8 protein-coding genes are annotated in these 13016 nt (G+C 69.6%); 6 read left to right on the top strand and 2 right to left on the bottom strand.

Features of this window, described 5'->3' with window-relative positions:
• Window positions 1–45: 45 nt before the first annotated feature.
• The gene (locus EV687_RS08015; protein ID WP_122231243.1) at window positions 46–2064 is read right to left on the bottom strand and encodes an ATP-binding response regulator; all 2019 of its coding nucleotides are present in this window, start codon (window positions 2062–2064) and stop codon (window positions 46–48) included.
• A 35-nt stretch (window positions 2065–2099) separates the two neighbouring features.
• Here EV687_RS08015 and EV687_RS08020 point away from each other — a divergent pair, with 35 nt between their 5' ends.
• A complete protein-coding gene (locus EV687_RS08020) occupies window positions 2100–3077 on the top strand; it encodes a PfkB family carbohydrate kinase (RefSeq protein ID WP_162846653.1) in 978 nt (325 codons plus the stop codon).
• Here the strand turns inward: EV687_RS08020 and EV687_RS08025 are convergent.
• Window positions 3061–3876, bottom strand: coding sequence for a GntR family transcriptional regulator (locus tag EV687_RS08025; protein WP_122231042.1), 816 nt, complete (start codon window positions 3874–3876; stop codon window positions 3061–3063). The genes EV687_RS08020 and EV687_RS08025 overlap by 17 nt on opposite strands.
• A gap of 135 nt (window positions 3877–4011) precedes the next feature.
• Between EV687_RS08025 and EV687_RS08030 the strand changes: the two genes are divergently transcribed.
• The 5 genes from EV687_RS08030 (at window position 4012) to tssH (ending at window position 13008) form a co-directional block, all read left to right on the top strand.
• Window positions 4012–5061, top strand: a complete 1050-nt coding sequence (locus EV687_RS08030; RefSeq protein WP_122231044.1) for a phosphate/phosphite/phosphonate ABC transporter substrate-binding protein — start codon at window positions 4012–4014, stop codon at window positions 5059–5061.
• 257 nt (window positions 5062–5318) lie between these two features.
• Window positions 5319–7202, top strand: coding sequence for an MltA domain-containing protein (locus EV687_RS08035; protein WP_122231046.1), 1884 nt, complete (start codon window positions 5319–5321; stop codon window positions 7200–7202).
• A gap of 182 nt (window positions 7203–7384) precedes the next feature.
• Window positions 7385–9223, top strand: a complete 1839-nt coding sequence (gene tssF, locus EV687_RS08040; RefSeq protein WP_122231048.1) for a type VI secretion system baseplate subunit TssF — start codon at window positions 7385–7387, stop codon at window positions 9221–9223.
• 6 nt (window positions 9224–9229) lie between these two features.
• Window positions 9230–10354, top strand: a complete 1125-nt coding sequence (gene tssG, locus EV687_RS08045; protein ID WP_122231050.1) for a type VI secretion system baseplate subunit TssG — start codon at window positions 9230–9232, stop codon at window positions 10352–10354.
• Window positions 10345–13008 (top strand): type VI secretion system ATPase TssH, encoded by a 2664-nt coding sequence (tssH, locus tag EV687_RS08050; RefSeq protein ID WP_122231053.1) that lies wholly within the window; start codon window positions 10345–10347, stop codon window positions 13006–13008. The genes tssG and tssH overlap by 10 nt, the downstream gene beginning before the upstream one ends.
• Window positions 13009–13016 lie beyond the last annotated feature (8 nt).

Here is a 13016-nt window from a genome sequence, read left to right on the forward strand (position 1 = left end):
GCTGGCGCGCGGCCCACCCGGGCTGGACGGCACCGCACCGCCCGGTCAGCCGGCCGGACGGCATGGCGACCGGGCGCAGGCCGCCTCCGCGATGCGGCAGCGCAGCAGCCACGGCGGCACGGGCTTGTGCAACACCATCACCGCGGCGCTGGCAATCTCGCGCAACCGGTCCGCACTGGTCTCACCCGTCACCAGCAGCACACCCGGCGGGTCCGCCTGCCATGGCGGCAGCTGCCGCAACACCTGCAGCACCTCCAGGCCGCTGTCGCCGGCGCCCAGCAGCAGGTCGCACACCACCACATCGGGGCGCCGCTCGCAGAACCGTGCGAGCGCCTGCGCGCGGTTTTGCGCGGTCACCACTGTGGCTCCATCCTGGCCCAGCACCAGTTCAAGCCCTTCCAGAATGGCCACCTCGTCATCGATGACCAGCACCGTCAGGCCGGCCAGGCCGTCAGCGCACCGTTGCACCGCCGCGGGTGGCGTCGCCGCGTCATCGCCGGCCTCGGCGGCGGGCCCGGCCGTCAGCGGTGACGCGGCTCCCCCCACCTCCAACGAAACCATCGTGCCATGCCCCGGGCGGGAGCGAAGCCGCACCGGTATGTCCAGCAGTTGCGACAGGCGACGCACCGTCGCCAGGCCCAGCCCCAGGCCCCGCTCGGCGCGCGATGCCAGTGCATCGACCTGGTAGAACTCCTCGAACACCTGCTGCTGATGCTGCTCGGCGATGCCGATACCGCTGTCGATCACATCGATGCGCACCCTCTCGCCGCGCCGCCTGGCCACCACGAGCACGCCGCCGCACACGGTGTAGCGCAAGGCGTTGCTGACCAGGTTGTTGAGCATGCGCAACAGCATCACGTAATCGCAGCGTACCCGCACATCGGTTTTGCGCACCACCAGCCGCAGGTCCCGCTCCTCGGCCATCGCACGGAAGTTGCGGCTGAGCTCATCGAACAGCGCATCCAGCGCGAAGGTGCGCACCACCGGCTGCATGGTGCCCGCGTCCAGCTGCGCCAGATCGAGCAGACCGGTGAACAGCCGGTCGAGCGCATCCACGCATTCGCGCACCCGCGCGACGCGCTCGATACGGGCCGGATCGCTCTCGCTGCTTTGCAGCGCATCGGTGAACAGCGTCAGGGCATGCAAGGGTTGGCGCAGGTCATGGCTGGCCGCCGCCAGCATGCGGCTCTTGGCCTGATCGGCGGCCTGCAACTGGACATTCCTGAGCTTGATCTGCGCGGTCGCCTGCCGCACCTGTCGCTCCAGTTCGCTGCGCTGGTGCGCCAACGCCAGCGCAGCCCGGTTGAAGCCCCGCTGAAGACGGCCAATTTCCGCCGTGCCGCGATTCTCCACCTGCGCGGCCTCGCCCTGTGCCAGCTGATCGACCGCCGCGGCCAGTTCGCACAGTGGCGCGCTGACCCTGCGCGCCACCCACCAGCCGGACACGCCCACCGCCAACAGCCCCCCCACGAACAGCGATCCGCAAGTCCACCAAAGGCTTCGGCTGACCTGTCTGAGCGCCGCGCCATCGCTGCGCACCACGACCTGGCCGATCGGCATCCCGGATGCCTCGTGCAGCACCGGATGCATGATCTCATCGCCCCCTGCATGCACGGCGTCGTGGGCCATCGCTTGCGCCAGGATCTCTCCGTCCGGCGAATGCACCTGTGCCAGCTGCATGCCGGGCTGCGCCAGCGCGGTCCGGGTCAGCACCATCAGCGCCCGCCGATCCATTTGCTGCAGCGGCGTGGCAGCGGCCCGCGCCATCTGCTGCGCGACGATCTGGGTGTTGCGCAGCGCCTGTTCGGACACATCCTGCAGGTAGCGATTGGCCATGATGCCAAGCACCGCCAGAATCGACAGGCTGCTGAACGCCAGCACGAGCAGCACCAGTTGCTGCACCAGCGACAGCCGCAAACGGAACCAGCGGCGCACAATGGCACCGTTTCCCTGCGGGCGCGCATCCGCAGCGGAACCGGCCTGCGGCGCCCGCGATGCTGGCGGCCTCGCATGACCGAACAGCGGCTCATGACGCACGCCCGGCAGAGGCTTCCCGGCTATCATGGCCACGCCCTCCCCAAGACCGCAACCCACCGCCCATGCCAGCGTCTGCCCCCCGCACCCCGCCCGCACCCCGCATGCTGATCATCGGCAGTTTCGTGCAGGCCCATTGCTGGTACATGGACCGGCTGCCGCATTCCGACGAAAGCCAGCTTGCCAGCCGGTTCGCACAGGAGGCCGGCGGCAAGGGGCTGGCGGTGGCCATCGGTTGCCACCGGCTGGGCACGCAGGTAGCACTGGCGCTGGCCGTCGGCGCTGACGCCGCGGGCCGCGCGCTGGTGGAGCTGCTGCACGCGCAAGGGATTGGCACCGGCCTCGTGCAGTCCTTTGACGGTCATTCCGGGCATGGCGCGGGACTGATCGATGCGGCAGGCCATACGCTCATCAGCGTCCATCCCGGCGCCAATGCCCGTATCGCGGAGGTGCTGTCCCAACCTGCGGCGCAGCGCGCACTGCGGACCGCCTCGCTGGTCTATGCGCAGCTGGAGGTGCCGGCGGCCAGCGTCGCGCAGGCCCTGCAGGCGGCCCATCGGCTGGGCATTGCCACGGTGCTGAACCCGTCGCCGTGGCAGGCACTGCCGCCGGCTCTGCTGGCCGCAGCCGAGATACTCGTGGTCAATCGGGTCGAAGCCGGCGCCCTGCTGGGCGGTGGCCCCGGCGAGTGCGCTGACACGGCCCGCCTGCTGGCCTGGCTGGAGCGCCGCTTGCCCGCCTTCTGGGCAGACTGGCCGGGCCGCTGGCTGGTGGTCACGCTGGGCGAACATGGCTGCCGGGCCTACGGCCGCGATGGCAGCCGCCACGCCGAGGCCGCCCATCCGGTGTGCCAGCCACAGCCCATCGGCGCTGGCGACGCGTTCAGCGCCGGGCTCTGCCACGGCCTCGCCGCCGGCCTGGCGATGCCCCACGCACTGGCCCTGGCCAATGCCTGCGGCGCGCTGGCCGCCAGCCGCGCCGGCATCCTCGACGCCTTGCCGCAGCGCCACGAGGTCGATCACCTGCTCACCCCTGCAACCTGAGCCGGTACACATAGGCATCCCCCCGGAACGTGCCTTCCACGTATTCGATCAGCCGGCCATCGGCATCATGGCTGCTGCGCTTGAGCAGCAGGCACGGCCCCGGCTGGGCAAAGCCGAAGGCCTGCGTCTCCGCTGCCGAGCTGAGCACCGCCTCGATCGACTGCTGCGCCCAGGCCAGCCCGATGCCGCAGCGCTCGCGCAAGAAAGCGTAGGCCGAGCCCTGCCCGTCCCAGTCGGCCAGCGCGGGCGCGGCGGCCAGGTCATACCAGGCGATCTCGCGCGACATCGGCACCGCATCGCCAAAACGCAGCCGCACCAGTTTCAGAAAGGAGGCGCTGGACGTCTTGCCGAAGATCGACGCCACGGTGCGCTCCTGCACCACGGCGCACTCCAGCACGCGCGTGGACGGCTCCAGCCCCATCTCGCGCATTTCGTCGGTGAATCCCTTGAGCATCGACATGACGGGCGAGATGCGCGGCGCGGAACTGCGCACCAGCGTGCCACCCCGTCCCTGGGTGCTGACCAGGGCACGCGTCTCGCGCAGACCGTCATAGCCGCGTTTCACAGTGCTGCGGCTGACCTGCAGAATGTCGGCCAGTTCGCGCTCGGACGGCAGGCTGTCGCCATCGGCCAGCGCACCGCTGTCGATCAGCGCCTGGATCTGCCGTTGCAACTGCCGGTAGTACGGCTCCACCGTCGCGTCGCTCAGTTGCAGGCGCTGGCGCAGCAGGGCCGATACGGCGTCGGCATCCTGGTGTCCGGGATCGGCGGCCAAGGGGGTGAGCGACAGGATGGGCATGCTGTGAACGGAGCCGGAAGCAATGATTTGAATTCAGACCAATATTACTATAATGGACTTCAAAAAAAGCTTTTTTAACATTTTTGGACTTTAAATATCAGTCCATAAATCAAACCATTTCCACTGCCCATCGCCATGCCTTGTGCACGCCCGATCGCCACGCTCTGCCGACATCTCTGGCGCATCCTCCGGCCACAGGTGCTGATGCTGCTCACGCTATCCTGCGCGTACGCATTCGACGGAGCGAATCCGCCTGGCCGCACCGGCAGCCAGGCGCTCAGCTTCGGCGTCCTGCCATTGAGCGGGCCGCTGGAATCACGCCGCGACTGGCAGCCGCTGATCGACGAAATGGGCACCGCCATCGGCCAGCCCATCCGCATGCTGTCGGTCACCTCCTATGAAGCCCTGGAAGCGGCCATCCAGCGTCAGGAAGTGGACATCGCCTTTCTCTCTGGCAAGATGACCCTCAACGCCGTCACGCAGCATGGCATGCGGGTCATCGCCCAGGTCACCCGGGATGACGGCCTGCCCGGCTACCGCGCGGTGCTGCTGGCCCGCCGCGGCGGACCGGTCACGCGCGAAAACCTGTACGAGTCACCCGGACGATGGCGGCTGGCACGCGGCAGTGACCTGTCGATGTCCGGCTACGTGGTGCCACACCTGCAACTCTTTCTTCCCCACGGCATCCAGCCGGAGCGCTACTTCCTCAGTGAAACCATTGCCACCCATCAGGACAATGCGCTGGCGGTGGCGAACGGCGAGGCAGACCTGGCCACCAACAACACGGCCGACCTGGAGCGCTTCCGCAGCCGCTTCCCGGCCGAGTACGAGCAACTCGAAGTGCTCTGGGAGTCGGAGCTGATTCCGCACGCGCAGATCGTCGTGCGCAGCCAACTCCCCTCGACGCTTCGGCACAGCATCGCCCGCTTCCTGCTCCACTACGGCCAGTCTCCAACCCCCGAGAGCGAACGCCAGCGCAAGGTGCTGCAGCAGTTGCATGGCTTTGCCGGTTTCCTGCCGGCGGACGGCCAGTCTCTGGAGAGCACCGCCAGCATCAATCATGCGCTGGCGCGCCAGAGCGCCCTCAAGAGCCAGTGGGTCAGCACGCAGGCCCTGCAGGAGCGCTTGCGGCGTCTCGACGATGCACATCAGGCCTTGCTGCAGCAATTGCGCAGCGAGCCGTAAGAACCTGTTCACCAATTTTTCGTGGGTCACGCAGGAGGTCAAAAATGCAGTGGGCAACGTGGCTCGCGAAAAGGTTGTGAACAGCCTCTAAGAGCGGATTCGAAGTCTCGGTGCGCTTGCCGTTGTGCCTGAGAAATCGTGGCGGCAAGGCGCCAGTCCTCGCCGGGTCCGCCCAGTCGGCATAGCGCCAACGGGATATGGTCACGTCCGGCCGGCAACGCGACACTGCCGGCATGCCAGCCCACAAGGAGCACCGCATGCCCCGGTTTTCATGCCCGCCGTCGCCCACGCACGCCAAGCGCGCACCGGCCGTCCTGCCGCACCTGCTGGCCTTGCTGCTGACCGCCTGCAGCAGCCTGCCCGATCCCGCCGTCACGCCTGCGCCAGCCGCTGCCAAGCAGGCGGTGCCGGCGGCATCCGCTGCGCCTGCAGGCGCTGTGACGCAGCCTCCCGTCCCGGCCCTTGCCGCCGCGCCGCCGCTGGTCAGCGCCAGCACTGCCGCGCCATTGGGCGAGCCGTTCAACACCCGCCACGCCCGCTTCGAGCCCATCGCCTTCGCCGCCCTTCCCGGCTGGAGCGACGATTCGGTGCGTGAAAGCCTGCAGGCCTTCCAGCAAAGCTGCATCGCGCTGCGCAGCAAGACCGTCTGGCAGCAGCTCTGCCCACGGGTCCAGCGGCTCGATAGCCAGAACGAGGCCGCGCTGCGCCGCTTCTTCGAGGACAACTTCTTCGCCTATGCCGTGCGGGATGCCGAGCAGGCCAGCGACCAGGGCGTCATCACCGGCTACTACGAGCCCATCCTCAACGGCAGCCGGCAACGCAACAGCCGCTTCGCCCACCCGGTGCATGGCGTGCCGGCAGACCTGTTGTTTCTCGACGCCCGCCAGGTGCAGGACGGTCAGCACGCCTGGCTGCGCCTGAACGGGCGCCAGCTCGTGCCGGCTGCGATGCACGACCCGGGCGCGCAGCGCTATGCCATCCAGCTCGGTGGCCTGAGCGCGGGCATCCGCGACAAACGCTACCGCGTGCGCATCCAGCAGCAAGGCACGCAGCCCGAGATCGTGCCGTACTGGAGCCGCCAGCAGATCGAGCAGCGCGCGCTCGACGCGCAAGTACTCGCCTGGGTGGATGACGCCTTCGCGCTCTACTCCATGCAGATCCAGGGCTCGGGCAAGATCCGCCTGGCCGAGAGCGACGAAATCATCCGTGTCGCCTATGGCGAGCAGAACGGCCACCCGTTCCTGCCCAGAGTGTCGCGCCGCGACAGCGCCACCGTCAGCAGCGCCGTCAAGACGCGCGGCCTTTATGTCGGCGCGGCCGCGGATGCCGGCGTGACGGCAGGCGCCACCACGATGGCACCGTCGCCCGCGGCCGCCCCGGCCGCCCCGGCCGGGCAGGACGCTGACGTCGCCCGCATCATCGCCGCGCTCGGCGGCCGGCCCGCCAGTGCCGCCCCGCCCCGCGCCGCGTCGGCGCTTCCCGCTGCGGCAGCCGCCGTGCCAATCGCCGCGCCGCCTCGTCCCGGCTCCGCGGCCAGCGGCACCAGCCGCAATGCCGAAGTCGACGCGATCATCGCGGCCTTGCAAGGGCGGTCCTCCGCCGCGGCCGCCGGGCCCTCCGGCGTCGGCGTGCCCGCCGTTGGCGCCGGCACGGTGCAGCAAGACTCGTCGGACGGGTCTGCCGCCACAGGCGCGAGCACCGGCATCCCGGATCCGAGCTACGTGTTCTTCCGCCTCATCCCAGACGGACCGCACGGCCCGCTGGGCGCTTTGGGCGTGCCGCTGACGGCCGGCCGATCCATCGCGGTGGATCCGCGCACCACGCCGTTGGGCTACCCGGTGTTTCTCTCCACCACGCACGGCGGCAGCGACAGCGCCATCAACCGGCTGGTCTTCGCACAGGACACGGGCGGCGCCATCCGCGGTTCGGTCCGCGCCGACTACTTCTGGGGCACCGGCCAGCAGGCAGGTCAGCGCGCCGCCACGATGAAATCCCCCGGCCGGATGTGGCTGCTGCTGCCGCGCACGCTGGAAGTCTCGGCCCTTGCCACCATGCGCACCCGCAGCCTGGGCGGCCTGCCTGCAGCCGGGCCGCTGCCCGACTGCGTGGTGGCCGACCCGGAAAACTGCGTGGAAGACTGAATCCCGCCAGCTGGTGCCGCGCCGACACGCCCGTGACGCCATGTCCCCGCCCCGCGCAAAGACCGCCCACAGGCGCTCAGTCATAGGCCATAGTCCGATCAGCCAATGGCGCGGCCGGAGCTGCCTGCATAGACTGGTGGCAAGCGAACACCTGCACCGAACACCCCAACGGACTGCCCGCCATGCTCGATGAACTGCTGCCCTATTACGAGGAGGAACTGAGTGCGCTGCGCCAGCAGTCGCGGGCGTTCGCGGCACAATACCCGAAGATTGCCGCGCAACTGATGCTCGATGGCGAAGCCTGCGAGGATCCCCATGTCGAGCGCATGATCGAGTCGTTCGCCTTCCTGGCGGCACGCGTGCACAAGAAGCTCAACGACGACTTCCCGCAAATCAGTGCGGCACTGCTGGAAGTGCTCTACCCGCATTTCCTGCGGCCGGTGCCGTCCATGTCGATCGTGCAGTTGCTGCCGGCCGCCGGCGTGGACCTCAGCGGCGTGCAGACCGTGGCCAGAGGCACCATGCTGCTGACGCGTCCGATCAAGGGCATGCCGGTGCGCTTTCGCACGGCCTGGCCGGTCGAGGTCGCGCCCATGGAAGTGACACAGGCGCGCTGCGAGGCCTTGGAGCGCGGCGGCTTCGGCCCGGCCACGCCGGGCAATGCCTTTGCCACGGTGCGCATCCAGCTGAGCGCCTCGCCCGGCCAGAGTCTTGCCAAGCTCGGTCTGACACGGCTGCGCTTCCATCTCGATGGTGAAAGCGCCATCGTCCACGCCCTGCACGAGATCCTGCTGAGCAGCGTCGATCACATCAGCATCGCCGGAGCCGAGGACGCCGCGGCGCCGCTGCGACTCGATGCCAGTCACCTGCGCGGCGTCGGGCTGGACGAGGGCGAGGGCCTGCTCGAATACGGCGCCCGCTCCTTCGGCGGCTATCGCCTGCTGCAAGAGTACTTTGCGCTGCCGGAGAAGTTTCTGTTCATCGAGCTCGACGGGCTGGATCTCTCGCGCTTCGAGCGCCGCATCGAGATCCGCCTGCACCTGCGTCCCTTCGGGCGGGCAGAGCGGCTGGCTCGACTGGAGACAGCCGTGCAGGCGAGCACCTTCCGGTTGCATTGCACCCCGGTGGTGAACCTGTTCACCCAGCAGGCCGAGCCGGTGCGGATCTCCCAGCAGGTGCACGAGTATCCGGTCATCCCGGACGTGCGCCGCCCGCTGGGGCTGGAGGTGTACTCCATCGACGCGGTGCGCCGCCACCGCCGGGGCGAAGGCAGCGAACAAGTGGGCACCTACGCGCCGCTGTATGCGATTGCCGCGCCAGGCGACCCCGCCCGCGACGAGGACTCGGTGTGCTGGATGGCGCGCCGCAGCGCATCCCAGCAAGGCGGCGACGCCGGCACCGATGTGCACATCGCACTGGTGGACCGTGCACTCGAGCCGCGCCTGCCGGTCGCCGACACCCTCTCCATCGCCTTGACCTGCACCAATCGGGACCTGCCGGCGCATCTGCCATTCGGCGGCGAAGACAGCTTTCTGCAACTGGAGGAAGCGGGCGCCATCGCCAGCGCCAGACTGCTGCGCAAGCCCACCGCACCCTCGCGCGCGGCGCTGCGCCACGCCAGCCAGTGGAAGCTGATCTCGCACCTGGCGCTCAACCGCCTCTCGCTCGTCGATGGCGGACGCGAGGCACTGCAGGGCATTCTGGGGCTGTACGACTTCAGCGGCTCGGCCAGTCTGCGCAAGCAGATCGCGGGCATTGTCGACGTACGCAGCGAAGTCGCCACCCTGCAGGTCGGCCGCGCGCCGCGCCAGGCCTTCGTGCGCGGCACCGAGATCACCCTGACCTTCGACGAGGACCAGTACGTGGGCAGCGGCATCCATGTGCTGGCCCAGGTGCTGGACGTGTTCTTCGGCCTTTATTGCGCCGCCAATTCGTGGACGCGGCTGACCGTGCTCAGCCGCCAGCGCGAGATGCCGGTGGCGGTGTTTGCGCCCCGCTCGGGCGCGCAGCCATTGGTGTGACCGGGCATGCCGCGCCAACCCGATGCCCCCTTGCAACGGCTGCTGCGGCAGCCGGAAGTCTTCGGCTTCTTCCAGGCCGTGCGGCTGCTGGTGCTGGCGCGACAGCGGCCGCACGGCCTGGAAGAAGGGCTGGCACGAGCCAGCGACGCCGCGGTGCGGCTGGGCGCGTACGCATCGATGGCCTTCCCGGCCGCGGAAATCCAAAGCCTGCACCTCATGGAAGAGGCGGGGCCGCCGCAGTTGCGCGTCAACTTCCTGGGCCTGTACGGCCCCAGCGGGGTACTGCCCAGCCATTACACGCAATGGCTGATGCGGCAACGGCAGCAGCGCAACGAGGGCGCCGCCGCATTCCTGGACATCTTCAACCACCGTGCGCTGCTGCTCTTCTGGCTGGCCTGGGCTCGGCACAACCCGGCGGTGATGCAGGAGCTGGCGGATACCAGCGGCATCGTGCACCACGTGTATGACCTCATCGGCATGGGCACACCGGGCCTGCTGCCGGGCCGATCGGCGCGGCAGCAGGCCCGGACACCAGCGCACGGCCAGGCCGGCACGCCAGCCGCCGCCGCGCCCTCCGGCTGTCCACCCGCCGATGCACTGGGCTACTACAGCGGCCTGATCGGCCAGCGCCCACACGGCAGCACGGCCATGGCACAAATCATTGGCGACTACTGCGGCGTGCCCGCCAGCGCCCAGCCCTGCCTGGGCACCTGGCAGCCGGTGCCGCAGCGCTCGCGGCTCGGCAGTGCTTCCGCGAAGCTGGGCCAATCGGCGCTGCTCGGCAGCCGCTACTGGGACCGCCAGGCCACGCTGCGGCTGCGCCTGGGGCCCCTCAGCCAGGCACAGTTCGAGGCGTTGCTGCCGCACCGGCCGAAGTTGGTCAAGGCGGTGGCACTGGCGCGGTTCATGAGCGCAATGGCACCCGATCTGCGCCTGCAGCTGCGACTGGCCGCCCGCGAAGTGCCGGCGCTGCGGCTGCAGGCGCCCCCCGGGACAGCCGCCCCTGCCTCGCCGCCCTCGCCACCGGCCCGCCTGGGCTGGAACACCTGGCTGGCGGGCCGCCGCAAGACCACACCGGCCGATGACTGCGAATTCCACTTTCCCGCAACCGGAGCCCCGCCATGGCGCTGAACCTCAACCTGCATGCGCTGGTCGCGCGCATGAACCCCACCACCCGCAACGCGCTGGAAGCCGCTGCAGGCCTTTGCCTCTCGCGCGGTCACCAGGAGGTGGACATCGAGCACGTGCTGCTCAAACTGCTCGAACACGAGAACACCGACGTGCAACGCATCCTGCGCCAGTTCGAGATCGGCCGCGCGCAGCTCGAACGCGAGCTCGACCGCAGCCTGGCCACCTTCAAGGGCGGCAGCGGCCGCACGCCGGTGCTCTCCGAGCGGCTGCCGATGTGGCTGGCGAGCGCCTGGCTGCTGGCTTCGGTGCAATTCGGCCAGGCCCGCATCCGCAGCGGCCACCTGCTGGCCGCCCTGCTGGCCGATGCGGCACTGCGCCGCGCCATTGCCGCACCCCTGCCGGCGCTGGCGGCCATCAACGTGGAGGGGCTGCTGCAGGACTTGCCGGCCATCACCGCCGGCTCGATCGAAGCAGCCGAAGCACCGGCGCTGGCCGAAGGCGGCCCAGCCACCGCCGGCGGCGGCGCAGACGCTGGCAACGCCGCCACCGGTGCGCCTGGAGCCACGCCCCATCTGGACAAGTACTGCACCAATCTCACCCAGCGCGCCCGCACGGGTGCGCTCGATCCGGTGCTGGGGCGCGATGCGGAAGTGCGCCTGATGGTGGACATCCTCACGCGCCGCCGCCAGAACAACCCCATCCTCACCGGCGAGCCGGGCGTGGGCAAGACGGCGGTGGTCGAAGGCCTGGCCGCGCGCATCGCCGCTGGCGACGTGCCACCGGCCATCGCCAACGTCGAACTCTACACGCTGGACCTGGGCCTGCTGCAGGCCGGCGCCAGCGTCAAGGGCGAGTTCGAAAACCGGCTCAAGGGCGTGATCGACGAGGTCAAGAAAAGCGCCACGCCCATCATCATGTTCATCGACGAGGCACACACATTGATCGGCGCGGGCGGCCAGGCCGGGCAGAACGACGCCGCCAACCTGCTCAAGCCCGCGCTGGCACGCGGCGAGATGCGCACCATCGCCGCCACCACCTGGAGCGAGTACAAGAAATACTTCGAGAAGGACCCGGCGCTGGCACGGCGTTTCCAGGTCGTGAAGGTCGAGGAGCCGGACGATGCGACCGCCGTGACCATGCTGCGCGGCGTGGTGCCGGCGATGGCGGCACACCACGGCGTGCGCATCCTCGGCGAGGCCGTGCGCGACGCCGTCAAGCTCTCGGCCCGCTATGTCACAGGCCGCCAGTTGCCCGACAAGGCCGTGAGCGTGCTCGACACCGCCTGCGCGCGCATTGCCATCACCCAGAACGCCAGTCCGGCCGCGCTGGAGGCGCTGGGCCGCGCGCTGGACGACCTGGCCGCCGAGCGCGCCATGCTGGCGCGGGAGCAGGCCAGCGGCAGCGACCATGGCGAGGCCCTGGCCGCCATCGAGCAGCGCAGCGGGCAGCTCGCCACCGAGCGGGAGGCGCTGCAGACACGCTGGCAACAGGAGCAGGCGCTGGTGCGCCAGCTGCAGCAACAGCTCGACGCCGTGGAAGCCGCGGAACCCGGCAGCGCCGCGCATGCCGGCGCGCTGCAGACCCTGCAGGCCACGCGCGCCGCACTGCAGGCCGCCCAGGGCGAACTGCCCATGGTGCTGCCGCTGGTCGATGGCCATGCGGTGGCGCAGGTGATCGCCAGCTGGACCGGCATTCCGCTCGGGCGCATGCTGGCCGACGAGGTGCAGACCATCCTGCACCTGGAGCAGGCGCTGGGCGAGCGCGTGATCGGCCAGGACCACGCCCTTGCCGCCATCGCGCAGCGCGTGCGCACCTCGCGCGCCAACCTGGAAGATCCGAACAAGCCCAAGGGCGTGTTCCTGCTGGTGGGCACCAGCGGCGTGGGCAAGACGGAAACCGCCATCGCGCTGGCCGACACGCTCTATGGCGGGGAGCGCAACATGGTCACCATCAACATGAGCGAGTACCAGGAGGCGCACACCGTCTCCAGCCTCAAGGGCTCGCCGCCCGGCTATGTCGGCTATGGCGAAGGCGGCGTGCTGACCGAGGCGGTGCGCCGCCGCCCCTACAGCGTGGTGCTGCTCGACGAGGTGGAAAAGGCCCACCCGGACGTGCTGGAGCTGTTCTTCCAGGTCTTCGACAAGGGCGTGATGGAAGACGGCGAAGGCCGCGAGATCGATTTTCGCAACACCCTGATCCTGCTGACCTCCAACGCCGGCACCGACACCATCATGCAGGCCTGCCTGGGCGCGCCGCAGGTGCCGTCCACCGAGGCGCTGCTGGAGCTGCTGCGCCCCGGTCTGCAGGAAGTCTTCAAGCCCGCATTCCTCGGGCGCTGCACCGTCATTCCCTATTACCCGCTGCAAGATGCCAAGCTGCGCCACATCGCCCGCCTCAAGCTCGGCAAGATCGCCCGGCGCATCCAGGCCAACCATGGCGCGGCCTTCGAGTGGGACGAGGCGGTGGTCGAGGCCGTGACGGCGCGCAGCACCGAGGTCGACTCCGGCGCGCGCGCCATCGACGGCATTCTCAACGGCGGCCTGCTGCCGCAGATCGCCACCGAGGTACTGGCACGCATGGCCGCACGCGAGCCGGTGCGCCGCATCCGCGCCGCGCTCGATGCGGGCGGACAGATCGTCTTCGCCATCGAGTAGGACGCGCG

It is taken from the genome of Corticibacter populi, assembly GCF_004217315.1.
In the GTDB taxonomy this organism is placed as follows: domain Bacteria; phylum Pseudomonadota; class Gammaproteobacteria; order Burkholderiales; family Burkholderiaceae_C; genus Lampropedia; species Lampropedia populi.